Annotated in this window: 25 protein-coding genes; 14 read left to right on the forward strand and 11 right to left on the reverse strand. The window is 37.0% G+C overall.

Annotated features, from left to right (window positions below):
• The first annotated feature begins 104 nt into the window (after window positions 1-104).
• The 4 genes from CEF16_RS09340 to CEF16_RS09360 all read left to right on the forward strand — a co-directional run bounded on the left by CEF16_RS09340 (window position 105) and on the right by CEF16_RS09360 (window position 4,465).
• A complete protein-coding gene (locus tag CEF16_RS09340; RefSeq protein WP_170031777.1) occupies window positions 105-761 on the forward strand; it encodes a DUF4328 domain-containing protein in 657 nt (218 codons plus the stop codon).
• A 31-nt stretch (window positions 762-792) separates the two neighbouring features.
• A complete protein-coding gene (locus CEF16_RS09345) occupies window positions 793-1,716 on the forward strand; it encodes an LCP family protein (protein ID WP_091586793.1) in 924 nt (307 codons plus the stop codon).
• Between the two features lie 905 nt (window positions 1,717-2,621).
• Entirely contained in the window at window positions 2,622-3,857 is a 1,236-nt protein-coding gene (locus CEF16_RS09355; RefSeq protein WP_091586795.1) for an NAD-dependent epimerase/dehydratase family protein, read from the forward strand.
• A gap of 173 nt (window positions 3,858-4,030) precedes the next feature.
• Window positions 4,031-4,465 (forward strand): GtrA family protein, encoded by a 435-nt coding sequence (locus tag CEF16_RS09360; protein WP_170031782.1) that lies wholly within the window; start codon window positions 4,031-4,033, stop codon window positions 4,463-4,465.
• Between the two features lie 125 nt (window positions 4,466-4,590).
• Here the strand turns inward: CEF16_RS09360 and CEF16_RS09365 are convergent, their stop codons facing one another.
• The gene (locus CEF16_RS09365; protein ID WP_091586797.1) at window positions 4,591-5,403 is read right to left on the reverse strand and encodes a SurA N-terminal domain-containing protein; all 813 of its coding nucleotides are present in this window, start codon (window positions 5,401-5,403) and stop codon (window positions 4,591-4,593) included.
• Between the two features lie 637 nt (window positions 5,404-6,040).
• Here CEF16_RS09365 and CEF16_RS09370 point away from each other — a divergent pair.
• The 6 genes from CEF16_RS09370 (at window position 6,041) to CEF16_RS09395 (ending at window position 13,814) form a co-directional block, all read left to right on the forward strand.
• Window positions 6,041-7,360, forward strand: a complete 1,320-nt coding sequence (locus tag CEF16_RS09370; protein ID WP_091586798.1) for a hemolysin family protein — start codon at window positions 6,041-6,043, stop codon at window positions 7,358-7,360.
• Window positions 7,361-7,683: 323 nt separating this feature from the next.
• On the forward strand, window positions 7,684-8,016 hold the full coding sequence (locus CEF16_RS25290) for a hypothetical protein (RefSeq protein WP_170031788.1): 333 nt from the start codon (window positions 7,684-7,686) through the stop codon (window positions 8,014-8,016).
• A complete protein-coding gene (locus CEF16_RS09380) occupies window positions 8,001-8,489 on the forward strand; it encodes a hypothetical protein (RefSeq protein ID WP_091586800.1) in 489 nt (162 codons plus the stop codon). The genes CEF16_RS25290 and CEF16_RS09380 overlap by 16 nt, the downstream gene beginning before the upstream one ends.
• A gap of 876 nt (window positions 8,490-9,365) precedes the next feature.
• Complete coding sequence (locus tag CEF16_RS09385) at window positions 9,366-10,535, forward strand: FtsW/RodA/SpoVE family cell cycle protein (RefSeq protein ID WP_091586801.1); 1,170 nt, start codon at window positions 9,366-9,368, stop codon at window positions 10,533-10,535.
• A gap of 798 nt (window positions 10,536-11,333) precedes the next feature.
• Window positions 11,334-12,032 carry a YetF domain-containing protein gene (locus CEF16_RS09390; protein ID WP_091586802.1) on the forward strand — a complete coding sequence of 233 codons (699 nt, stop codon included), beginning with the start codon at window positions 11,334-11,336 and terminating at the stop codon, window positions 12,030-12,032.
• A gap of 450 nt (window positions 12,033-12,482) precedes the next feature.
• Complete coding sequence (locus CEF16_RS09395) at window positions 12,483-13,814, forward strand: TrkH family potassium uptake protein (protein WP_091586803.1); 1,332 nt, start codon at window positions 12,483-12,485, stop codon at window positions 13,812-13,814.
• Window positions 13,815-14,061: 247 nt separating this feature from the next.
• Here CEF16_RS09395 and CEF16_RS09400 read toward each other — a convergent pair whose 3' ends face one another.
• The 3 genes from CEF16_RS09400 to resA form a co-directional block, all read right to left on the reverse strand.
• Window positions 14,062-14,697, reverse strand: a complete 636-nt coding sequence (locus tag CEF16_RS09400) for a CPBP family intramembrane glutamic endopeptidase (protein WP_091586804.1) — start codon at window positions 14,695-14,697, stop codon at window positions 14,062-14,064.
• A 41-nt stretch (window positions 14,698-14,738) separates the two neighbouring features.
• Window positions 14,739-15,950, reverse strand: a complete 1,212-nt coding sequence (locus CEF16_RS09405; protein WP_245917818.1) for a D-alanyl-D-alanine carboxypeptidase family protein — start codon at window positions 15,948-15,950, stop codon at window positions 14,739-14,741.
• A 208-nt stretch (window positions 15,951-16,158) separates the two neighbouring features.
• The gene (gene resA, locus CEF16_RS09410; RefSeq protein ID WP_091586805.1) at window positions 16,159-16,692 is read right to left on the reverse strand and encodes a thiol-disulfide oxidoreductase ResA; all 534 of its coding nucleotides are present in this window, start codon (window positions 16,690-16,692) and stop codon (window positions 16,159-16,161) included.
• A 726-nt stretch (window positions 16,693-17,418) separates the two neighbouring features.
• On the opposite strand from resA, the gene CEF16_RS09415 reads away from it, so the two are divergent.
• The 4 genes from CEF16_RS09415 (at window position 17,419) to CEF16_RS09430 (ending at window position 19,651) form a co-directional block, all read left to right on the forward strand.
• Complete coding sequence (locus CEF16_RS09415) at window positions 17,419-17,634, forward strand: DUF1659 domain-containing protein (protein WP_091586806.1); 216 nt, start codon at window positions 17,419-17,421, stop codon at window positions 17,632-17,634.
• Between the two features lie 38 nt (window positions 17,635-17,672).
• Window positions 17,673-17,891, forward strand: coding sequence for a DUF2922 domain-containing protein (locus tag CEF16_RS09420; protein WP_091586807.1), 219 nt, complete (start codon window positions 17,673-17,675; stop codon window positions 17,889-17,891).
• A 76-nt stretch (window positions 17,892-17,967) separates the two neighbouring features.
• Window positions 17,968-18,162, forward strand: coding sequence for a YvrJ family protein (locus CEF16_RS09425; RefSeq protein WP_091586808.1), 195 nt, complete (start codon window positions 17,968-17,970; stop codon window positions 18,160-18,162).
• A 286-nt stretch (window positions 18,163-18,448) separates the two neighbouring features.
• Window positions 18,449-19,651 (forward strand): DUF418 domain-containing protein, encoded by a 1,203-nt coding sequence (locus CEF16_RS09430; protein WP_091586809.1) that lies wholly within the window; start codon window positions 18,449-18,451, stop codon window positions 19,649-19,651.
• A 147-nt stretch (window positions 19,652-19,798) separates the two neighbouring features.
• Here the strand turns inward: CEF16_RS09430 and CEF16_RS09435 are convergent, their stop codons facing one another.
• From CEF16_RS09435 to pstB (CEF16_RS09465), 7 genes are all read right to left on the reverse strand, one after another.
• Window positions 19,799-20,035, reverse strand: a complete 237-nt coding sequence (locus CEF16_RS09435; RefSeq protein WP_170031791.1) for a chemotaxis protein CheC — start codon at window positions 20,033-20,035, stop codon at window positions 19,799-19,801.
• Window positions 20,036-20,306: 271 nt separating this feature from the next.
• Window positions 20,307-20,666, reverse strand: a complete 360-nt coding sequence (locus tag CEF16_RS09440) for a response regulator (protein WP_091586811.1) — start codon at window positions 20,664-20,666, stop codon at window positions 20,307-20,309.
• A gap of 37 nt (window positions 20,667-20,703) precedes the next feature.
• Window positions 20,704-21,168, reverse strand: coding sequence for a chemotaxis protein CheW (locus CEF16_RS09445; RefSeq protein ID WP_091586812.1), 465 nt, complete (start codon window positions 21,166-21,168; stop codon window positions 20,704-20,706).
• A gap of 18 nt (window positions 21,169-21,186) precedes the next feature.
• Window positions 21,187-23,214: a chemotaxis protein CheA gene (locus CEF16_RS09450; RefSeq protein WP_091586813.1), complete on the reverse strand. Its 2,028-nt coding sequence runs from the start codon at window positions 23,212-23,214 to the stop codon at window positions 21,187-21,189.
• A gap of 370 nt (window positions 23,215-23,584) precedes the next feature.
• Window positions 23,585-24,244, reverse strand: coding sequence for a phosphate signaling complex protein PhoU (gene phoU / locus CEF16_RS09455; RefSeq protein WP_091586814.1), 660 nt, complete (start codon window positions 24,242-24,244; stop codon window positions 23,585-23,587).
• Between the two features lie 31 nt (window positions 24,245-24,275).
• On the reverse strand, window positions 24,276-25,049 hold the full coding sequence (gene pstB, locus CEF16_RS09460; protein ID WP_091586815.1) for a phosphate ABC transporter ATP-binding protein PstB: 774 nt from the start codon (window positions 25,047-25,049) through the stop codon (window positions 24,276-24,278).
• Between the two features lie 16 nt (window positions 25,050-25,065).
• On the reverse strand, window positions 25,066-25,911 hold the full coding sequence (gene pstB, locus CEF16_RS09465; protein WP_091586816.1) for a phosphate ABC transporter ATP-binding protein PstB: 846 nt from the start codon (window positions 25,909-25,911) through the stop codon (window positions 25,066-25,068).

Below are 25,911 nucleotides of genomic sequence, written 5' to 3' on the forward strand. Positions count from 1 at the left end.
CTTCCGTTGTAATGTTCACTAGAATGCCATGCCATTTAGCTTGTCAAAAACTTGCTTTTCTCCTAAAGTATTTCTTGGATACCCGATTTCAAGGAGGAAACAGAATGGAAAATAGTTATACGTATAAATCTCCACAAACCCTTTCTAAATGGGTGATCACCTTTATCATTATTAGTCTAATATTTTCAATAGCTTCTATTATCGGCAGTATGATTGAATGGAATACATACAACCAATACAGCGCCAGTGACACCTTTGAGAACTTGGCACCGCAAGATATGGCCAAGGTAGCTGCGGTAGCAGTTGGCGTCCATCTCCCCAAAACCTTTTTCTTTATCGTATCCATTTTAATCTTTCTTATATGGATATACAGAGTTCACCAAAATGGAAGGGCATTACAGCTAGATGGTTCTATTTATGCCCCTGGCTGGTCTGTTGCTTTTTATCTTATTCCCCTGGTGAATTTAGTGCTCCCATTATTATCCTTGCTTCATTTACATAAAGGCGGAGCAAAACGGGCTGATATACAAAAAAGCGAAGAACCACCAAAAGTCTGGCTGATCTATGCATGGTGGATCCTATTTTGGAGTTCTTATTTATTATCTATCCCAGGCAACCTTGGGGCCGAAGAGGAAACATTTGCACAGCTTAAAGGAGAAATACCTTCTTTTCTAGCATCTGAAGTGATATATTTTATAGCAGGAGTATTTCTTATTTTTATCGTTAAAAAAGTAACAAAAGTTCAAGAAAAAGCCGCATGACCCCGGCTTTGCAAAAGGAGCTGCCTTGCAAATGTGGAAAGCTGCGCTCATCATTTTTCTTACTGTGTTTTTTGCCGTCGTCGCAGCAGGAGCAGGTTACGCTTATTATCTTTACAACGAAGCATCTGAAAACGTTGAAAAAATGAATCAAAATTATACAGAAGAAGTTGGAATACCTGTAGAAGCGAGAAGAAATTCTCTTCGCGGCTCTGTGTCTTTTTTGATTGCCGGGATTGGCGACCGTCCCGGTGAACCAGGATTGGCGGATGTTATTATGGCCGTTTCTATTAACCCAGACGATGAATCGATGCTGTTGTTTAATATTCCAAGAGACACTCAGGTTTCCATACCGGGGCGTAACAAACCGGAGAAAATAAACCATGCATACAGCTATGGAGGAATGAAGCTAGTAAAAGAAACAGCGGAGCAAAAACTGCAGCATTCTTTTGATTTTGTCATGGAAGCAAACATGCAAGGTTTTCAAGAAATAGTTGACACGCTCGGTGGTGTGGAAGTAGATAATGCATTTGCTTTTTCCCAAAATAATGTAGGCAATACGAAAACCCATCATTATGACAAAGGACTGATCGAACTAAACGGAGAACGTGCGCTTGATTATGTGAGGATGAGAAAAAAAGACCCACGTGGTGATCTAGGAAGAAACGAGCGGCAGCAGCAAGTCCTTAAAGCACTTTTGCAAAAAACCCGTTCCGTGGAGAACCTGCTTAACGGACAAGACATGTTAAATATACTTGGGGAAAATGTAAAAACTAACATGACGATGGACGATATCCGAACCTTATTCACAAGCTATCGATCCGCTTTAAATTATACGCGCTCTTTTGAATTAGAAGGTGAAAATGATACCCAAGACGGGGTCAGCTATTATCTTGTGTCCGAACAGGAATGGCAAAAAGCATCCCTGCGCCTTGAAAATCATCAAAAGAAACAGTGACCGATTTATGTCACTGTTTTTTATAAAAACTTACAAAAACGCTTTATCGCTTAGCTGCAATAGTTCACACTATCCTTGTCTAAAATTTCATCCGTATCCTTATCAATAATAAATTCGCAGCCTTTACAAAAAGCGTTGTCACTTTCGTTCAGAATATTAATAACAAATGTTTTTGTTTTTTCTTCAACATTCTTCATTGTATAACGGGTTAAATGTAACCTTGTTCGAGGTGTCCTTCCCCCTGTCAAATGGCGTTGAGATATACTAACCGCTAACTCTCAATCAACCGCAAAAATCTAATTCATCAATGTTTAAAGTACGAGAGTCGTAAAAAAAATAAATACTAATGACTACAGCTACTACTGATATAAAGGCAATAACCATCCATTTTTTATAGGCAACCTTCTTTTTAACATTGTTATGATCCCTCTTTTTAAAAAACATTTCTCCATATTTAAACTCCCATATAAAAATACACTGCCCCATTACTTAAGATGCTGAACTCCCCTGTGCTTGTTGCTCTTTTAGAATGTACCATATGTAAACTTTATTCCAATTCGTTTAATGCTTATAATTTAAATACAGTATATATAACAGAGGACAATGCGGTGAACCGCAGTACCTCAAAGACATATTCAGTCAAAATCTTTTTCATAACCTGTATAACCCCGTTAGAGGCAGCAGCCATAACCGTTTTTTATTGATGAATAATATACCAATAGCAAACGTTCTAGATTTAACAAGAAACGTTTCCAAAGTACCCCCATTAACTAAAATATGTTCCTATTAATGAAGTAATCTTTTACAGGTTAGTGACAGCAATAGACATTACTACCTTTGTTAAAGTAATATTCATTAATGAATGTACCTTTTCCCTGATATAAAATAAATGAAGGGTGATAAATATGGACGTGGAAAATAAGCAAGTAAAATCATATAAAAAGATAGTTGTACTTGGCGGGGATGGGTTTTGTGGTTGGCCTACAAGTCTTTACCTGTCAAACTTAGGGCACGATGTTGTCATTATTGACAATCTTTCGCGCCGAAATATTGACAATGAACTGGAAGCAGAATCCTTAACTCCTATTCAGCCAATGGGCATCAGATTAACAGCTTGGGAAGAAGTTTCAGAAAAAAAGATCGGATTTTATAATATTGACATTGCTGTTGAGTATGACGAACTGCTGCAGATAATTAACAAGGAGCAGCCTAATGTTATTGTACATTTTGCTGAGCAACGGTCTGCACCCTATTCGATGAAGTCTCCAAAACATAAGCGCTATACCGTTAATAATAACTTAAATGCGACTCATAACGTTCTATGCGCTATCGTGGATTCAGGGTTCGATATTCATCTTGTCCATTTAGGAACAATGGGGGTTTATGGCTATGGTACGGCTGGAATGAAGATTCCTGAAGGTTATCTCGACATCGAAGTTCAAACAGAAACCGGAGAACGAGTGGAACAGCAAATTCTATATCCAACCAATCCCGGTTCCATTTATCACATGACCAAGTCACAAGATCAACTGCTTTTCCATTATTACAACAAAAATGACAATGTAAGAATTACGGACCTTCATCAAGGAATCGTTTGGGGCACCAATACAAGAGAGACAAAACTTGATGAGAGGCTAATCAATCGTTTCGATTATGATGGGGACTACGGCACAGTATTAAATCGCTTTTTAATGCAGGCGTCCATTGGCTATCCTATTACCGTTCACGGAACAGGCGGCCAGACACGTGCATTCATTCATATTCAAGATACAGTTCGTTGTATTCAGCTGGCGATAGAAAACCCACCCCATCGCGAGGAGAAAGTAATGATATTTAATCAGATGACCGAAACTCACCAAATTAATGACTTGGCCAGACTTGTCAGCGAGATTACTGGTGGAGAAGTGGCATACGTTTCTAATCCACGTAAAGAGGCTGCTGAAAACGACCTGCATGTAGAGAATAATCTTTTCCTATCAAAAGGTTTAGAGCCTGTTACTCTGGATGAGGGGTTATTTCAAGAAGTTACTGACGTGGCGAAAAAGTATAAACATCGTGCTGATGAATCAAAGATCCCTGCAAAGAGTACGTGGACAAAAGAACAACAGCCAGGCATTCCAAGGGGATTAACAAATAAATAATTTTTAATTAGGTTTTCTATACTTATCAATAACGTGACTTTTTATTGATTACCTAGAGATAAGACTGTCTCCTTTAGTTAGCATGAATGGAAAACCTTAAGTTATAGAATGAAACCATCCAATGTCTATCCTTTAAATGTGAGGCAATTATTTTAACATTGGAGGATATAGAAGTGAAAAAGCGAGTTTTCCAATTCAGTTCAATTGGTATTTTAAATGCAGCAATTGACATTGTAATATTGAATCTTTTCCTATGGATCTGGCCTACTTCCAATAACACGTTGTTATTCATCTTTAATTCTCTTGCCTACTTTTGCGCTATTACAAATAGTTACTTCTGGAATTCACGGTTTACTTTTTATCACTTTTCAGATTTTGGATGGAAAGAAAAGGCTTTTTTTCTTTTACAAGCTTTAATAGCTTGGATGATTAACAATTTATTTTTTATAGGAATATTAAATTTGTTTTATACCCAAGATCTCTTAAGTCTTCCCTCTTTTGTTTTTCAAAACATTTCAAAGGGATTAGCAATGTTCTTATCTTTTACTGGAAGCTTTTTTATGATGAAACACGGGGTTTTTCGTTATAGAAAGAGTGAAAAACTTTAGTCTATGTATAAACAAGCTGCTATCACTTCATTGTAAATGGAGATGCTCATAATATCCATATATAGTGGGTGCCAAAAGGAATACAATTAAAAACCAGGCCCGAAATGGGACCTGGTTTTTAAATACTATAAGTTGACAGTAATGTCAGCACCTTCACGAAGCTCCTCAATAAGCGATTGAGTTACTTCCCCTTCTTTTTGCATTTTTACTTGTTCTTTAAGATCTGGTTTTACTTCATCAAAAGATGGGACTTCTGCTTCCTCTCCACCCATTTGCTCTTGTTGAGCTGTCATCTGATCGTAAGCTTCCTCCAGTTCTTCTTCAGTTGGTTCTATGTCACCAGTCTCATCAGCAATAAGCTGATCTACTTCTACTTGGGTTTCAACTTGAGACAATACCTCTTCCTCACTCATACCTTGTTCTTCTATGGCAGCCATAAACTCCTCTTCTGATTCAACCCCGTTTTGCTCTACTAATTCATCCAATGTTTCATCAATATCTTCTTGTGAAGCATCAAAGCCACGATTATCTGCCTCCTGGGTTAGAAGTTTAGTACCAACCAAACTCTCTGCAATTTGTTCTTTTAATTGAGTTTGGTCAACTTCTTCTCCGGTCATTTGTGATTGCATGGCCGCTTGCTGAAATTGGCTTTCATATGTAGACTCAAACTCTTCTTTTGTTATTTCTTCCCCATTTACTTCTGCCACTACGTCAGGAGTTCCTTCTAAGTCAGGTTCGGGCATTTTTGCCTGTTCAGCATCTTCTTCGCCTTCTTGAGTTGCATTACCTTCTCCCTGTTCGCTATCGCCAGCAGACTCTTCTTCCTGCGTATTTGGCTCCTCAGAATTATTTCCAGCTGTTTCATCCTCACTATTGCATGCAGCTATAACAGGTACAGATACAGCAAGGGTTAAACTTAATAACCATTTTTTACTCATTTTGATACTCCTTTACTATTCATATTGACGGTCAGTGTAACATATCCCTACCAAAATATAACAACATCTAAAGGAACATTTCACATAATATTTCATTTTTTTGGTCTGAGGATATTTCCCTAAATCAAAATTTGATAACAGCATCCTAAAAGAACGATTTGCTAAACAACTCTGGAGCTTATGGGCAATATTAGTCAGGCTATAGAAGATGACTTGTGCAAAAACATAGTGAGAAGCATGGAGAGGATTGTGTAGAAGATGTCATGCCAAAACATCAGCATAGAACTTTAACAAGAAACCCTGGAAGAAAGACATCTTTCCCTTTCCAAGTTTTTATTATGGAAATTGTTTATTTAGACAAAAATAAGGAAAAAGAAAAATTGTAAAGTACTAATAAAATTAACATTGAGGAACTGCTGTTATTAAAATCCTAGAACAAAAAACAACGTGTTACTCACCTATTTAGAGATAACAAGACCTTGAATTAAAAAAAACAGAGCTTCTCGCCGAGTCCTAATACTGAATGTTAGTTTTTCTTATACTGTTTACCATTAAATCTTAAAACAGAATAATAAAAAAACACTATACTTTTCATTTGGAGGTGAATTCCTTACCCATTTATGGAGTAAGGAGCGCTGTGGAGATATTTAGCCTGATTATGGTTGCTATTTTAATTGCATTGACTGCGTTCTTCGTTGCATCGGAGTTCGCCATCGTCAAAATAAGAAAATCAAGGGTTGAAACTTTAGTAGAACAAGGAAAACCAGGGGCAAAAGCCGTCGATAAAGTAACCAGTAACTTAGACGGCTATTTAGCAGCCTGTCAGTTAGGGATAACAGTTACAGCACTTGGCATCGGGTGGCTTGGTGAACCGGCAGTTGCTCATCTTCTCCACCCAGTCATATCCTCAATTGGTCTTTCAGACGCAATGGTCCACACTATTTCCTTTATTATTGCCTTTGGTATCATTACTTTCTTGCACGTAGTCGTTGGGGAGCTGGCACCAAAGGCATTCTCGATTCAAAAAACAGAAGCCGTCAGTTTATTACTTTCCCCTCTATTAGTCATATTTTATAAAGTGATGTATCCATTCATTTGGTTTTTAAACGGTTCAGCCCGTGTGTTAGTCGGTATGTTTGGTCTGCCGCCTGCAACAGAGAGCGGAGAGGTGTACTCTGAAGAGGAAGTGCGCTCCATCTTATCGACCAGTCATGAAAGCGGTGAAATCAACGCTTCTGAAATGAGTTATTTAAATAATGTTTTTGAATTTGACGAACGGGTAGCAAAGGAAATCATGATCCCAAGGACGGAAATTGTGTGCATTTATAACGATAATACGTATGAAGAAAATCTTGACATCATACGAGCAGAAAAGTATACACGATATCCCGTAGCCGACGGTGACAAAGATTTTATTATCGGGGTTGTTAACACGAAAGAATTTTTCCATGGCTTTCTTAATCAAAAAGAGAAAGACCCTAAAAGTTATATTAAACCGATTATTCACGTAGCAGAGAATACACCAGTGAACGCAGTACTGACAAAAATGCAAAAGGAACACAGCTATATAGCCATTGTAGTGGACGAGTATGGTGGAACTGCTGGTTTGATTACGGTGGAAGACATCATTGAGGAAATCTTTGGAGAAATTCAAGATGAGCTTGATATCGATGAAAAACCCATGTTTCAACGAATAGATGAGGATACTGTTTTACTAAATGGCAAGCTCCTCATTTCAGAAACAAACGAAATACTTAACACACAGATTAGCGACGAAGAACTTGATACGATTGGAGGTTGGTTTCTCACACAAAAAGTTGAAGCTAAATCAGGAACAACCATAGAATACGACAACTATCAGTTTAAAGCGAAAGAAGTAGACGGCCACCAAATAAAATTAATAGAAGTAAAACGTAGAAATCAAAAAAACGAAAAACGTTCTTCTCCAGATAAATGATTGTGCAACCCATTATCGCCCTTTGCCTCACGTGGAATGTATTAATCAAAATTGAACTAATCTTTTTAATTGGAGAACCTTTGTTACTCCCTTGTAAAAAGTTTTTTATCCTCCAATGTATCTATTGGGGGATATGTTTGTGTTTAAAGTAGAATGCACCTTCAATGAACAAGTTTTAAAACATCCTTATTCGGAAAGAGATATAAGAATCATTCTGGATGATACAACATTATTTTCGAATAAAACTTAAACAGCCAAAGAAGGACTAGATGACTAAATTAGAAGAAAGGGGTAAATAACTAATCGCCACAGTTTCCATTCTTGTGTTTATTGCAGCTTCCATAGTATCATCAATATCTGCTATTCGTCTATCTAAGCATGCTGATATTATCAGTAAAGAAACAAAGATTGGCGGGTTATTAGCTGGAACTATTCTTTTAGCTGTAGCCACGTCTTTGCCAGAATTAACTACCACTATCTCTGCGAGTATTATTGGTAACGCAGACATCGCTGTAGGAGGCGGTTTAGGAAGTATATTGTTTAATATCTTTGTTTTACTTGTATTAGATATATTCTTTCGAAATAAGCGTCTATTCTTACGTGTTTCTGATAATCACATATACACTGGGATATTGCTCTCTTGCTTTGTGCAGTGACTGCGGCAGGGTTAGCAGTAAACCTTTCTTTTTCGATCTTAAGTATTGGTGTAACTAGTATTACAATAGCTTTGATATATTTTTTGGGGATTTGGTTTATTTCAAGCAAACAAAACGGTAATTCAACCGCAAAAAAAACTAGTAACGTAACTGACACGAAAATAGCCATTAATCAAGCAATAAGGGGTTTTATCTTATTTGCACTTGTTATTTTCGTTTCAGGTAGTACGCTGTCTTTATCAGGGGATGCCATTGCACAAAATACCGGTATTAGTGCGTCAGCAGTGGGAAGTATATTCATTGCCCTGGCTACATCTATTCCTGACGCAATGGGTGTGTTTATGGCATTAAAACTAGCCAATGTAAAATTGGAACTATTTTGGGTAGTAATTTATTTAATATTCTTGTCGTTGCTATTGGAGATATTTTCTACTTTAAGGGGAGTATTTGGCAAGACACAAGTAATGAGATGATGTATATGTCTTTCGTCGGTTTTTTCTTAACCGCTATTGTTATGCTGATTATCAAAAGGGATCACACACGCAGCACATTCACTTACATCTCCCCTTCTATGATAGCTGTAGTTAGCTATTTAATTGTCATTGGTTTTATAATTATGGGGTAATATAATCTCCGACGTAAAGGAGCTGTCTCATAAGTCAGTTCTCAAAAAACTCAACTGCGACATATACTTAAACTCTCTTTCAAGAAAATGGTGACTTTATACTACAAAAGTATGTGACTTTTGTACACGACAAAATTTTTCATTACAAACAAAATGTCTTGTTACATCTTAAGTCCTTAAACCATATGGAAAAAATCGACACCCATTTACTAAGGAAATAGCCTTCCCCACAGTACTGTAAAATAACTGTATGAATAAGAAAACAGACTTAATGGAGATACATGTATGTGAAAAGGATGATGAATCCACCACTTGTTCATCTTATCAACAAGCTAAAAAATGGGAAATTATGCCTCTGAAGTGAGTTATCTTCATAAAAGTGGTTGAGTTTGAAACGGTTCCAAAAACAGAATTTTTTATGTATCTATTATGAGAATACTTACGAAATATTAATATTTTAAAGGTAACCCTTTGTCAATAGGATAAGAATAAATTTGTGTTCCAACACAAAAAATTTTTCCAGACAACCTAACGTAATTTTAATCATCACTATTTTTGTTTTCTTTCAATAAATCTCCACAATTTATTTCTTTTCTTTAATCTGAGCTTTGTTTTAGAATGGGGAAAGGATTGTTATTAAGCTAGGCAATATTGTCTAAAGGGATGAAAAAACCTCTATTTTAGGGTTTGATCCTCTAAGATTAAATGAATGTGTGGAATTATTATGTCAGTAAATCAAGAACACGATAAATATGATGTAAATCTATTGTTTGTACTTTTTTTATTTTCTATTGCTAGTTGTATATCCATCTACTACGCACAGGATATGGGGCAATATGATGCAAACTTTGTTCTAAGACAAGCAGTGTTTTACGTAATAGCGTTTTTGGTCGCTTTTATCGTGCTCCATTTCGATTTTGAATACTATAATACTCGTTTGGCTTGGATTTTATATGGGTTTGGACTCGCGTTGTTACTGCTTTTGGCTGTATCACCTGCTTCAATTGCGCCTCTCAATAATGGAGCAAAAAGTTGGTTTGAACTCCCGGTTATTGGGTCATTTCAACCCTCTGAATTAATGAAAATATTTGTAGTTATTACATTAAGCCATTTAATTAGTAACCATAATCAACAGTTTCATCACACCATGTTTAATGATTTGAAACTTATAGGTAAAATGACAGCAGCCACGATCCCTCCCATATTACTTCTTATGAATCAACCAGATATGGGTATGGTGATATTGACACTTTCCATTTTTATAACTCTTATCATTGTTTCGGGAATTTCGTATAAAATTATTGCAGTAATAATTGGAGTACCTGCGCTAGGAATTACTTCATTTATTTTTGCCTTTTTTCGCTTCCCAGATTTTGTAGAGAAATATTTTTTCTCTAATTTATCAAGCTATCAAGTCGAGCGGTTTTATGGTTGGTTAAACCCGTTTGAATTTGTCGACGCCGGTTATCAAACGGCACAAGCTCTAACTCTCATTGGAACCGGCGGCATGTTTGGAAGGAAATCAAACGTATATGTTCCAGAAGCACACACTGACTTCATATTTGCTATTATTGGGCACATTTTCGGCTTTGTTGGTGGAGCCTTTGTGATAACCCTTTATTTTATCCTTCTATATTTTATTATTATGACTGCGCTGAAAACGTATAATCTATTTGGTATGTATATGTGCTCAGGAATAATAGGAATGCTAGCATTTCAAGTGTTTCAAAATGTTGGTATGAACATCGGTCTCCTGCCGGTGACAGGCTTCACCCTGCCCTTAGTAAGCTATGGCGGCAGTTCTCTTCTTACTACAATGTTAGCAATAGGATTAGTAATGAGTGTACGTTATCATAGTAAAACGTTCATGTTTACGCCTTCATCCGAACCATAGTAATAATAAAAGAGTATAAAAAACTGTGCATTCTATTATTGAGCAGTAAGAACCTTTTTAACTATGATGATCAAAAGCCGCATTCCCCATTTAAGAAATTAGAATGGCTTCAAAAACATAATTGAATTTTTTCAGTTATATTAAAGAGAAAATATCCTGATCAATCGCACCGATCTGTGGAAAAACGAATGGAACGCTTTAGTATAGTTATTTTCCGTTCACTAATGGTAAAAAGTCTCTTATTGGCTTTAAAAATAAAAATATAGAAGTTATGGTGCGTAGCTTTCTTAGAAATTGATGAGTTTTAATTTTACTTATTATATATGACATCAAAAAATCCCCGTGATCAAGGACTGTACATCTCCAAAGATGTCCGGTCTCCTTAAAGGGATACTAAAAATATAGATAATATTACTGTAACACTAGAATGTTTGATTATGCATCTGATTCCGTTGGATTATAAAAGCAATAGCTTTTGTATTGACCTAATATTCCACTGACCAAACCACTGATCAGGGTAACTTCCTTCAGGCCTAAAGAACAAAAGAGAAAAATTTTGCTGGATGATATTTCTTGCCATTTACGACTTTTCTTGGTATAATTTATATCTTTTTGCTCCCCTCATTAATTTTGCCATTTAAGTTTAAATCTTTGATTGCTTTTACAACTGGCATTTTTGAACTATACTTGCATGCAATTTTTAAAAATACAACCAAATGACGAACATAAAAAAATTAAAGTATGGAAACTTAACATATAGAATTAAATACGTAAAGCGTTATATAAAGGAGGGTCATTATGCCAGTTTCAGACCTCATATTAAGACTTGTAATTGCTTTTTTAACTTTATTAGCCCTCACACGAATAATGGGAAGAAAAGAAATATCACAAATGACTTTTTTTAATTTTGCTTCTGCTATCGCGATTGGTACGATCGGGGCATCTTTAGCAATTGATTCTAATTTAAGTATACGTAACGGTATGATAGCTTTAATTAGTTGGGCTGTTTTTACTATTATTTTAGGACTTATTGATATTAGGTCTAAAAAGGCACGAGTGGTGATTGAAGGGCAACCCAGAATATTAATAAAAAATGGAGAAGTGATGGAAAATGAAATGCGTAAAGTACGCTTAGACATTGACGCGTTAAAAGCACTGCTTAGAGAGAAAAATATTTTTTCTATTATGAATGTCGATTATGCTATATTTGAAACTGATGGAAAACTCTCCGTTATGAAAAAAGAATTAAAGAAGCCTTTAATCAAAAATGATATGAACATCCAACCATTTAAGACAAATATTTACCCCATTGAAACAGCTGTGATTTCTGACGGAAAAATCGTTTCCTCTAATCTTGAAAAGTTAAAAATAGATAAACAATGGTTAGAAGAACAATTACAGTCATACGATATCCACTCAGTTTCAGAAGTTTTTTATGCTGAATTACAAAAAGATGGCACGTTATATATCGATAAAAAGGATGACATATTAAACTAAACAACAAATCAACTTTATTTATCGAATAATGATTATTGAATTATGCCACTACCCATCTTTTTATATTTATGGCGTTACACCTTTTTATTATTTTTAAAATGGTATGGGAATGTATCTGCTCCGCTATTTCCCCACCGCAAAAACGGTATTACGTAATCCTTCAAGTGGTTTGCATAAACTAGAACTTCTCTACTGCAAGCACCTCTTTAACACTCCGCACACCCTGCGCCTAATCTAACCACTGTATTTATTACAAGTGATCATCCCTTCAAAATAAAATCACAGGCGATCTGCCAGAGTAAAGAGAAGAATGCCCATCCTTATTACATTAGGAAGGATGAATTTTAAATTTTGCGTAAGTCAAATTTTTATATTTATATTGACTTATTTTAAAAAGAAGAGTAGATTAATTTTTACTGCAAGAAATTTAATAATAAGCAGGGATGCAACATGCGCCAATATTTGAGTCAAAAAGTCGTACATATCAGTCCACCACAATTTCTTTCCTTAAGCTTTGCTGTTATTATTTTGCTTGGAACATTGCTTTTAAAACTACCTTTCGCCACGACCGCGCCTTTATTATGGATAGATGCTCTATTTACAGCTGCTTCTGCCACCACAGTAACTGGATTGGTCGTAGTAGATACAGGCGGAACATTTACGGTTTTCGGACAAGTCGTGATTATGGTGCTGATCCAAATCGGCGGTCTCGGTTTGATGACATTTGCCGTCCTTATTTTTATTATATTTGGTAAAAAAATTGGCTTAAAACAAAGGCTTATCGTGCAAGAAGCTCTTAATGCCACGTCTATTGGCGGATTAATCAGGCTTATCCGTACGTTATCCATTTTTGCTCTTTTGATAGAAGGAATTGCCTCTCTTATTCTAGCGATTCAATGGGTACCTGAATACGGCTGGGCTTTTGGTTTATACACAAGCTTATTTCATGCGGTGTCTGCCTTTAATAATGCAGGATTTTCTCTTTGGGATGATAGTCTCACCCAATATGTTGGTCACCCGTTGATTAACATCGTTATCAGTTTTTGCTTTATTATTGGCGGAATTGGGTTTACTGTTATTGCAGATCTAGCTGGGAAAAGAAAATTTAAGAATTTATCATTGCATTCTAAATTGATGATCACAGGAACTTTTGCTGTAAATTTTATTGTCATGCTTTGCTTTTTCTTTCTTGAATTTAATAACCCGGCATCTATAGGAAATCTTCCTTTAAATGAAAAAATGTGGGCTTCTTACTTTCAAGCGGTTACTCCACGAACTGCTGGATTTAATTCCCTTGAAATCGGGGAACTCCGCCAGGATACGATCATGATAATGATTCTTTTAATGTTCATAGGGGCTGGCAGTGGTTCTACAGGAAGCGGTATTAAATTAACGACCTTTTTAGTAATGGTGCTCGCGTGCATTGCTTTTTTGAAAGGACAAGAGGAACCTGTCGTATTTAAAAGAGCTATCCGCCAGCATACCATTCTTCGTGCGTTATCCATTATTGTCATCAGCTTATTATTTGTTTTTATGAGTTTGTTTGTTCTGCTTCTAACAGAGAAAGTCCCTTTTCTTATTGTATTGTTTGAAGCAGTCTCGGCTTTTGGTACAGTAGGACTTTCTATGGGGCTTACACCAGAATTAACAGATATAGGTAAACAGATCATTATTTTGATGATGTTTATCGGTCGTGTTGGTCCGCTTACACTTGCTTTTACTATTGCAAAGCCAAAAAGAAGTGCGATTCGTTATCCTGCTGATGATATATTTACGGGGTAAGGCATGTGCTGCCCTAAGCTGTAAGTAGTTTTCCTCTATTTTACGTGTACTCCTGCTGTTATGACTTAAACGTAGAATATCTCCGTTTTGCTGCAAAAACGGAGATGTCGTCTTTGAAAAAGCATATATATAATAATGGATCTCTTTTCAAGTTCACCATGTTTCTATGGAAATAGAGCAGATAAATTTCATTATGAGCTTCTGTTATTTAATTTGACCCCTGTCATATTTCCACAATGTCTTATTTTTAGGTGACAGTTTGGGCTTGATCCTGTTTTTTCATAAGCCTCGCCATCAGACCGTTATAAGTTACATGAGCGGCAACCGGCGCCCATAATGCTTCCGTCCATATAAATAATCCTCCGAGAATCATTCCCATCCCAAACACAATAACATGGATAAAAATGTTCCCTTTGTACTGAGGAATGTGCAAGGCCATAAATATAAAGGAAACGATCAAAAGAGCAGGAGCTGCTCCGATGTACATGATCAACAAGCCAAGTATGGCTCCCCGAAACAATATCTCTTCTGAAAAGCCTGCTCCAAAAGCAATTGTAAAGATTCCGAACTTTTTATAAAGCATTTTTCTAATGAGCCTTGTATATTCATTTTTTGGCAGAGACAAGTTGGTGAGATAATAAAGCAATACGATCAGCCCAGTAAATCCAACACCGATAAATCCCCCAACCACAATGTCAATATGAACAGCATCTGACAGCCACAAATGCTTTATATAAGTAAGACGTCCCTCACCATGAAATACAATTATAATAATCATTGCAATGATCACAAATAAACTAAAGCTTTTCCAAACACTTGTAAGTGTAATGTCATTCGGCAGTTTTTTGTCCTCTTCCAATTGATCAGCTCCCGACTTTTCCAACGGCCCTATGAACACCTTGACATACTATCTTCAGTTTCTCATTATGATGAGTCCTTCACCTGTAAATTACTAAAATTAAATATGTGTTTCAGTTGATAATTCATGATATCTGCCATAAAGTAGCTCGAATCCGGCCACGATTTCCAATAACTCTGATCCATTTCTCTGCCGCCTTGATCACTTCTTTCTTCTTCTAAAGCAATTGACTTGGTATTACTTTTCTTTTCTAAAGATCCTTTGCCTTTTTCTTGTGGTAAATACGTTGCAAAGATAGTTCGGCCTGCTTCATCTTCTATTGTTAACTGACCGTTATTATTCATTTGAAAATCAAGTTCAGCCTCATTTCGAACAGAGTATGGCCTAGAATCAGGAACGATGTAGAAAGTACCATCTGGTGCTTGATAGCGCGTCCCTTTTTCTAAGTGTTTTTCTTCAAATTTGTCAAATCCTAAATTAAGAAGTGCTGTTGTATCTTGATAAGCCTGGGCGCTATTCCCCGCTTTCATAACAACGGCAATCAGCTCTCTGCCTTCTCTGTTTGCGGAAGTCACAAGAGTGAATCCTGCTTGTGAGACATACCCATTTTTCACACCATTTGCTCCTTCATAGTCCCATAGCAGCTGATGGTGGTTGCGAAGTTCTGTTTCCCAGCCCTCTCCTTTCCATTGCATTTCTTTCGTTCCAACAATGTCACGAAAAACGTCATTTTTCATGGCATATCTAGTAATTTTAGCCATGTCTTCTGCAGTAGAATAATGATCGGTTCCATGCAGTCCATGGGGATTTGTAAAGGAAGTATTTTCAATACCGGTTTTTTTCTCCAAATAACCTGTCATTTCTTTTGAAAAGGCTTCTTGCGACCCAGAAATATGTTCTGCAACAGCTGCACCGGCGTCATTCCCGGAATTAATAAGCATCCCTTGAATGAGCTGCTTTAGTTCCATTTCTTCACCTTCAAGCAGATAAACAGAAGTTCCTTCCACATCCACTGCTTCTTTGCTGACGGTTACTGTGTCCTCTAAAGATCCTTTTTCAATAGCCATAATCCCCGTTGCAATTTTTGTAATAGAAGCAGGATACATCTTTTCGTCTCCTGCTTTATCATATAGCAGTTGGCCCGTATTGGCGTCCATTAACACAGCAGTTTCGCTATGCAAAGAAAGAGCAGCTGCTGCGTCTTCATCTTCTGCTAATACTAAACTTTCTGTGTTTATACTATGTATGATCATAACGATAAAAGTACAAATTGCCATTTTTCTTATTGCGTTGATGAGCAGTCACTCCCTTTCTATTCTATTGTTTAAACCTAGTTCCATCTTAGTAGATGGCTGTTACAGTCACCTTTTTATCCTATTGCAAGGATCTAACAATTTCACTAGTTCTATTCGACAAAAAGTTACACGTTCCTCCCAGAAAAAAACCGCCCTTTTGTATTACATGCAGGCGGCAATAGTGTTTTGCTTAGGAAGGTTCAATTTCTTCCATATAACCTTTAATATCTTCTTCTGTCATCGCTCCAGTTAAAATGCGCTTAACTTCTCCATTTTCATCGACTAAATACGTAGATGGAAGCGGACCAACACCATAGCGGTCCATTACACTTTTATTTTTATCTTTCAATACCGGAAAGGTTAAATCTAGACGATCTACAAACCGTTCAATGGCAAGATCAGATTCTCCAACGTTAACCGCTAGAATTTCTACCCCTCTATCTTTAAAATCCTGGTAATGATTATCCATATAAGGCATCTCGTCAACACAAGGCGGACAATATGTACCCCAGAAGTTCAAAAAGACCCCTTGACCGCGCAGATCTTCTAGTTCAACTTCTTCTCCTTCCATTGTGGTCAGAATAAAATTAGGAGCTGTATCTCCCTCTTTTACTGCTGGCTCTTCTCCCGTAATGAAATTGGTATAAAACACATATCCAAGCAAAATGGCTATAACACTTAATATCGATGAACGCATAATAAAGCGTTTGCGTTTTTTGGACATCTTCTAACCCTCCTGGTTAACCACCATTGATATAATTAGTTTCTCACGAATATGCCCGCCTGTTCAAGCTGTTCACTATAAGAAGCTTTGTGTATTTATAGTATAAATGCTTAGTGGGACAAGTGGATAAGTAACTTGTAACGATTTATTGAAAAAGCGCCTTATCAAGTATGCTCTTTATCTTTTCAGCTCTGTGCACCTTGATTCAGTGCTCCTTCCCTTACATCTAGATCTTTCAAGCACTGAGACACTTCCTCTCTTTCTTTTGTCAAAACCAGAAAAACTCAGCTTGCCGCCAAGTCTTTATGAAGGAAGCCGTATTTTCATTCCTTCCTATTTTAAACAGTTGAATGAATTTCAAAATTCATCTCTATATTATTATAAACGAATATTATATAAAACTCCCTCGTTATCGTTCGATTTTCGCTTCAGGCGGACGCTTTCACCCTCAGGGCACAAGTGTGACATCTACTCCAACTCACTTTGTTCGTTCTCGCAGTGTCTTCTTTGCCGCGGGCTTGGCTTCAGCCTCCTCGGCAGCAAGCTGCCTGGGTCTTCAGCTCAAGCTTATCCCGCTGGAATCGTCGCCTTCCGCTACAATCGATAGATAATCAAAGTAGCACTTATGAAATTGATTCAATTGCAGAAGAGAAAGAAAATATTTGAACAATTCCCCCTTTTTTGCTGTTCTTATCCATTTACAAAGTGAAAGGAGGTGAGCGGACGATGGCAGAAATCGTAAACAGCCGCCTGACACTTGAACTAAACGGCGGAGCAGATGATAACGGAAACAGCATTATTAAGTACAAAAGCTTCCACAATGTGAAAACGGATGCCACTGATGAAGATCTCCAAACGGCTGCAATCAACCTTGGCGGACTTCAAGAGCTCCCGATCGTTTCCGTAAAGCGTGTAAATGAATACGACATCTCTACTTTTTAATCTATATTATTAACCCATGAAAGGCAGGTGAATTACTCATGAGTAAGCGTTTAGAACTTCGTTTTTCAAATGAAGATGGAAGAAACGTCACTGTCGGCCTCGATCATCCTGAAGAATCACTTGATGAACAGACAGTAGAGGCAGCGATGGATACTGTTATTAGTACAAATATCTTTCATTCTTCTGGAGGTGACTTAGTAGAAAAGAGAGATGCAAGGATTGTAGAACGTACAGTAGACACCGTTTATGAAGGATAATTAGCGGGTAATAAAGGAGGCTGGCATTTCCAAACGAAGCCAGTCTCCTTCCCATTTAGCTGAGAGGAGAATAAACATGGATATTTGGCTCACTGCTGCAGGAGAATATGGTATTACAGCCATTATTGCTTTTTATTTATTGCACCGAATAGAGAAAAAACTTGATATTTTGATTTATGCGGTGCAAAATTGGTCTCGTGAAAGTGCTCCTTCTTCCATACCCTCCGAGCAGCTGTTGGATAAAGATAAGAAAGTAAAACAAGTGAAATAGAGGAAAACCCATAGAGGAACTATGATAAATGCACTTATGGACTTCGTTTCCGTTATCTGCTGGATCGTTTTGTAAGCTGTAACGGAACGAGTGTCCGTTCTGTAAAAATCATGTTCTATTCCTCTTATAACTTAAGACATGAATAGTTACTCCTTATTTTCCTGTTATTTACAACAAAGCGAGACAAATTATAGTCTTTTTGCTATGATTGACTTGTTTTCGCAACAAAAGGTAATCGACTTACATATATAAATATATAATATAAAAGAAGGGAGTGGTTCATAGAATGAAAGTTTCTTCCACCACTGGAAGCGAACGTATTCGCACGCTTGATTTTATCCGCGGAATGGCGCTTTTAGGTATCCTGTTTGCCAATATGGCTTTTTTTAAATCGCCTGTGTTTCAATTGCAGAGTCTGCCTGGTGAGCTGGCATCTTTTCCGCCTGAACCATTGAATCAATGGTCAGTGTTTAGCATCGATATGTTTATTGTCGGGAAATTTTATCCTATGTTTTCTTTTTTATTTGGGCTTGGATTTTATTTATTTTATGAACGGCTGCGTGAAAAAGGACTGGACGCACGCAAAATTTACTTCAGACGTTTATTTTTTTTATTAGCCCTTGGAGTTATACACCTTGTATTTATTTGGTCAGGAGATATCTTGCATACATATGCCATTACTGGTTTTTTACTATTGTTATTTATTCACCGTAAACCTAAAACAATTCTTATATGGAGCATTGCATTACTTATTGGTTCTGCTTTTCTGTTAGGAGGACTGATGACCATAAGCAACCTGTTTGTTGCTTATCAAGAAGGCACTTCTTTTGAGCAAAACGCTCAAAACGCAGTAAATACAGCGCTTTCTACGTATAGCAGCGGTTCTTATTTAAGTATCCTTTCATTTAGAGTTTCTAATGAAGTACCTTTAGTTTTATCTAATCTCGTATTAAGCGTTCCAAACATACTCGGTTTGTTTTTACTAGGTTTATATATTGGTAAACGAGATTACATCCGTCATGCAGACAATTACTTCTCTTTTTGGAAAAACCTTCTACTTATCACACTGATCAGCGGTGGTCTTCTATCCATTTTGTACGTATGTTTAAAAAACGGGATCTTTTTATTAGCTCCGTGGCTTTCCAGCGGTTTAGCAGAAGGTTTAAATATTATAGCCGGTCCTTTATTAATGCTTTTTTATATTTCAAGTGCTGTTTTACTTTTCCGAAAACCTTCTTTCGAGAAGCTTTTGAAACCTATTGCTATGGTTGGCCAAATGGCTCTTACAAACTACCTTTTCCAGTCCGTAATTTGTATTTTTATCTTTTACGGATTCGGTCTTCAATTATATGGGAGAATTGACGCTGCAAACGGAATGCTGATCACCATCATTATTTTTGCAGTTCAGACATTATTAAGCTGGTTCTGGCTCAATAACTATTATCAGGGACCGATGGAAAAAGTATGGAGAAAAGTTACTTATAAGTAGAAAAAAAAGTTTCAGCATTGTCATGATGCTGTAGAAAAACATGGCTCGCCGCCAAGTCCAAATAGCAATATACTTTGATCCTTTAGCAAATTTATACTTCCATATAAAAAGAGAGCGGCCCTATCACTTTTGGCCGCTCTTTCAATGTTAATTGGTTTCTCTCATCGAAACATGTATGTAAAAATTTCCAATGGCACTTTGGAGTGGAAGCGTGATAAATGATTGTTCCATTCGAAAAGTGGAAACACCTTCATTTACAACAGGTGGAGAAATATCAATCACAGCTGATGTATTAGTGAGTTCGGATGCTGCTTTTCCTGCGATCCAGTTACCAAATTCCTGAATAGCACTCCAGCCCATGTCAGCCATTTTTGAAATTTCCATAACCCCCATCATTAACCCCCATCATTGTCCCAACAATAGATAAAGCAGTATTCTCTTTCATCGAGCAGATGATCTGTCCTTCAAGTGTTCCATTTACCCCCATAACAACGGAAATATCGGAGGATTGGAATTGTTTCCCTGCTTTAAGCGGTTTGGTAAAAGAAGCTTCAATCCCCTAATGTTCCTGCACAATGGCATAAGCCGCTTTTGTGATTGCATTAACATGGTTTGTTTCCATTTGTGTTGATGAAGGCATATTTTTCTCCTCTCGTTATCTTAAGACTTTATTAATAGCATCCATTACTCGATCAGCTTGGAAAGGTTTTACGATAAAGTCCTTCGCGCCGGCTTGAATAGCATCAATTACCATAGCCTGCTGTCCCATAGCAGAACACATGATAATATTGGCTCCCGGGCTGCTCGATTTTATTTCTTTTAACGCTTCAATGCCGTCTTTTTCCGGCATGGTAATATCCATTGTTACAAGGTCCGGCTGCAATTCATTATATAATTCAACCGCTTCTTGTCCATTTGCTGCTTCACCTGCAATGTCAAAATCATTTTTTTCTAAAATATCTTTTATCATCATTCTCATAAACGATGCATCATCTACTATTAACACGGAAGCCATATAATCACCTCATCGTTGTTTTTTGCGGGCTGCGTTTTTATGCGTCTGCTTTATCTACTTGTTTTTGTAAAATTTTATCTAAGTGGAGTAAGGTAAAAAGTCTATTTTCCAATTTTACAACTCCCCGCAGATATTCTTCTGCTGCGCCTCCTACCACTTCAGGTGTAGGTTCAATTTTGGAAGCGGGAATATCCATTACATCATTTGCTCCATCAACGATAAAACTCAGTTCATTTCCTTCTTTGTTTAAAACTAATATACGAGTTGCTTCATCAAATTCCTTGCTCTCGATTCCAAACCTTTTTCGTAAATCGATGACAGGAGTAATGACAACGCGCAGGTTCATAACTCCATTAATATACGCTTCAACCCCGGGAATGCGTGTTACCGGCTGCATTCTTTCTATGGACTGTATAAAATCAACTTCGATTGCATATTCTTCATCTTTCAACTGGAAAATAATCACCTTTAAATCCTTTTCATCGTTAGAACTCCCTGCCACACTATCTACCTCGCCTTCTTATTTAATTAACGCATTTGTATCTACGATTAAGGCAACTTGTCCGTCACCTAGAATGGTTGCTCCAGATATGGCAAAGACATTGCTTAAATAATTGCCGAGTGATTTTAAGACAATATCGTGCTGTCCAATAAGAGAGTCTACGACAAGTCCTGCCACTTTTTCTCCTTTATTTATAATAACAAGTGAATAAAATTCATTATCTGTTTCTTCTGCAGGCACTTGAAATATTTCATGAAGGAATACTAGAGGCACTACTTTACCACGAAAATCTATTACTTTTTGGTTATGAGCACTGTATACTTCTTCTTTATTGACAATAGCTGTTTCGACAATCGCTGTTAGAGGAACAGCATATTTTTCTTCCGCTACTTCTACTAACATTACATCAATAATAGATAGTGTCAGCGGCAGCTGAATAGAAAATAAGGAGCCTTTTCCGAGTTCAGAATCAACAGTGACTACACCGCCTAAGGATTCAAACGTACTCCGGACTACATCAAGCCCGACGCCTCTGCCGGAAACATCAGTCACCTCTTCGGCTGTACTAAACCCAGAAGCAAACAGCAGACCATACATTTGCTGATCAGTCATCTTTTCCAGGTCTTCTTCGGTAACCACTCCGTTTTCAAGCGCCTTGTTGATCACTTTTTCTTTATTAATCCCAGCTCCATCGTCCTTTATTTCAATGAATACATGGTTTCCACTGTGATATGCTCTTAGCTCAACAGTTCCTTCTTCAGGTTTGCCAGATGATTTTCGAACGTCAGGATGTTCGATTCCATGGTCAATAGAGTTGCGAATCAAGTGAACGAGGGGATCTCCTATTTCATCAATAATCGTTCGATCTAACTCTGTTTCTGCTCCGATAATTTCGAGATTCACCTTTTTGCCAAGTTCTTTAGATAAACTTCGAACCATTCTCGGAAAACGATTAAATACTTGATCTACCGGCATCATTCTCATATTTAAGATAATTTCTTGAAGATCTCCGGATATGCGTGACATGCGTTCTACGGTTTCATTTAGTTCCGTATTATTTAACTCGCTTGATATTTGTTCCAAGCGCCCCCGGTCAATAACGAGTTCTTCAAATAAGTTCATCAATACATCAAGACGATCGATATTTACTCGGATGGTTTTATTCAGCTCTGTTCCTTTTTTTCCAGGGGAAGATTCTTTTTTCTTTGGCTTTTCTTGTTTTTTAGCCGGTGATTTTGCTTTTTCTTTTCCCTGATTCTTCTCTTTCGTAGTATTTTCTTTGTATTGATCGATGTTGACTATTTCAATATAGACGGAACTGATTTCCGATACTTTTAATATACGTTGTTTTATTTCGTCAGCTTCCGTTGTAGTAAGCAGTGTGACCACAAACGTAAAATCAAATTTTTCTTCTTCGAGTTCATCAGCTGAAGGAGTCGATTTAATAACATCTCCAATCTGTTCAAGGACTTCAAACACCATGTACACTCTAGCAGCTTTTAACATCGTCTTTTCATCTAATGATATTTGAATTTGATATGCCTGATATCCTTGTTCTTGGGATTGGGCCAGCACAGTCCATTCATATTCGTCGTAATTCTCATTTATTGTGTTTGCGGGCTGAACTGCTTCTGCCTTAGCTGCTTGCTCCTCCGATGGTGCTGGCTCTAGACCCTGAAGTGTCTCAAGGTGTTTTACTACCTCATTGACATCCTGTTTTCCATCCCCGCCATTGGAAATGTCTACGATTATTTCTTCAAGATCGTCCACAGCTTCAAAGACAACATCCATGACGTGTGAAGTCACTTCTAACTGGTCATTGCGAATAAGATCAAGCACGTTTTCCATATTGTGGGTAAGGTGTGCAAGATCTTCATACCCCATCGTTGCTCCCATTCCCTTTAACGTATGGGCTGAACGAAAGATCTCTCCTACAATGGAAAGATCTCCAGGTTCTTTCTCGAGCTGAAGAAGATTATCATTTATTGCTTGTAAATGCTCTTGGCTCTCATCAATAAACACTTCTAAATATTGTGATTGACTCAACTCCCAAACCCTCCCGGACCACTTCAAATTGCAGCCTTTTAAACTAGTTATGTTTTTCTTAATATCGGCTGTTTTAAGAAAATATTCATTTATATACGCCGATTTTTATGTACAGAGACTTTATTCATAGTTTTTTATACCTATTATACTAGGTTCTTTTCAATCATAAAAGCCCCATAAAGGTTATTTCTATTAATTTTGGTTACTTATGTACTAAAGTGTTTAAATACAATGTTTTCTTTTTAAATTATTATTTGATATTTCAAACAATAATTGTTAAAATTTTCGTTATTCTATTCAACATGTTATGAATTTTTTACCTAAAAAAGCTTTTATTATCTGAGAAGTCAGACAACAAAAGCTCCTGGACTTAATTATTCAATGTAAAACGTTCACCTTTAACAAGATAGATTACTTGTTCGGCGATATTCGTGACATGATCTGCTACCCTTTCCATGTAGCGACTTACATAAGCTATTTGAATTAATTGATTAATAGAATTAGGAAATTGACTGGTTTCTCTCATTAATTTTTCAAGTGTTGTACTGTGAAGTTTATCTATTTCATCATCCGTCTCAGCTGAAACTTTAGCTTTTGCCGCGTCTTCTTCCATGTACGCATTCAATGTTTCAGCAAACATCTTCAAAGAAAGCTCAGCCATTTTGTTTATCGTTTTAAAATCTAAGTTACCTCCTTTTTCCAGTCTAATCGTTGATTTACATACGTTGACTGCAAAATCAGCTATCCGCTCAATATCATTTGCAATTTTCAAAGCACATATGATTTTTCTTAAATCTGAGGCAACAGGCTGCTGACGTGCGATCAACATTATAGCTCTTTCTTGAATAATATCTTCCTGTTTATTAATAGCTTCATCTTTTTGCATAAGTGCTCTTGCCGTTTCAGCATCCTGTTCAAAAAAGGCAGTCAAAACTTCTTCAAAATAAGAAATCGTATCTTGACCCATTTGTTCTAGAGTCACTTTTAAGTTTACTAACTCTTTGTCGAATGAACCACGCGTAAAAGACATTGAGAATCAGCCCTTCCTTAAATCTAATAAACTACCCAAAGCGTCCGGTAATATATTCTTCGGTACGATGATCATTCGGCTGCGAAAAAATCATATCTGTATTATCCATTTCAATTAATTCTCCCATTAAGAAAAACGCTGTTTTATCAGAAATTCGTGCGGCTTGCTGCATATTATGAGTAACAATTACGATCGTATATTTTTCTTTTAATTTTTCAATTAATTCCTCTACTTTCACTGTAGAAATGGGATCAAGGGCAGAAGTTGGTTCATCCATTAACACAACTTTTGGTTCTGTTGCAAGAGTTCTCGCTATACATAATCGTTGTTGCTGTCCACCAGAAAGTCCCATCGCATTCATATCTAGTCTGTCTTTTACTTCGTCCCACAAAAACGCATCTTTTAAGCTGCGTTCTACGATTTCATTTAGTTTTGATTTTTTCCGAATACCATGAATTCTCGGGCCATATGCTACATTTTCGAATATCGTTTTTGGAAAAGGGTTAGGCTTTTGGAAAACCATACCTACCTTTTTTCGAAGTTCGATTAAATCCGGTTTATCTTTTATAAGATTTTCTTGTTCATAACTTATTTCTCCTGTCATTTTTACCGACGGCACCATATTTATCATTAGATTCAAGGTTTTAATAAAAGTTGATTTTCCGCAGCCAGAAGGTCCTATAATAGCAGTGACCTCTTTTTCTAGAATATCCATATGAATGTTAGATAAGGCGTGGTGTTCTCCATACCAAAGGTTTAAATCTTTTACTGAATAGGCTGCTGGTACTGCAGTTGTTTGACTCATCACTATACACCTTCCTTTAACCGAAACGGCCAGAAATATAATCTTCCGTTTCTTTTTTAGCAGGATTCGTAAATAATTCATCAGTATGGTCATATTCAACCAAACGGCCGTTAAGAAAAAACGCTGTTTTATCAGAAACTCGTGCGGCTTGCTGCATATTATGAGTTACGATTACAATGGTATGGTTTTCTTTTAGTTCATTGATTAATTCTTCTATTTTTGCAGTAGAAATAGGATCAAGAGCCGAAGCCGGCTCGTCCAGTAAAAGAACATTTGGATCCATAGCTAGCGTTCTTGCGATACAAAGACGCTGCTGCTGGCCGCCGGATAATGACAAAGCAGACGTATGGAGCCGGTCTTTTACTTCATCCCATAATGCTGCTTTCTTTAGACTTTCTTCAACTTTTTGATTTAGAAGGCTTTTTTTCTTAATGCCATGTAATTTTAAAGCATGAGTAATGTTTTCATAGATAGACTTTGGAAATGGGTTCGGTTTTTGAAAAACCATGCCAATTTCATTACGAAGAGCGGTTACATCAATATTATCGGCAACCAGATTAACTCCCTCGTAATACATTTCCCCTTTGGTTCTGCTGATCGGAATAAGGTCATTCATGCGGTTTACACTTCTTAAAAACGTCGACTTACCACAGCCGGATGGACCGATAAGCGCGGTTACAGACTGCTCTGGAATCTCAAAACTAACGTGCTGAACAGCGTGATTGTCTGCATAGTAAATGTTTAAATCATGAATATCGAGTATAGTCGGTTTAGTTACCGGCTGCTGTCCTGTTTTTTCAGTTACTGGCGCTTGAACCGCTGCTTTTTTCTCTATCCCCTTTTCTTGTAGAACGGTTGTCAT

It is taken from the genome of Alteribacillus bidgolensis (assembly GCF_002886255.1).
GTDB lineage: Bacteria > Bacillota > Bacilli > Bacillales > Marinococcaceae > Alteribacillus > Alteribacillus bidgolensis.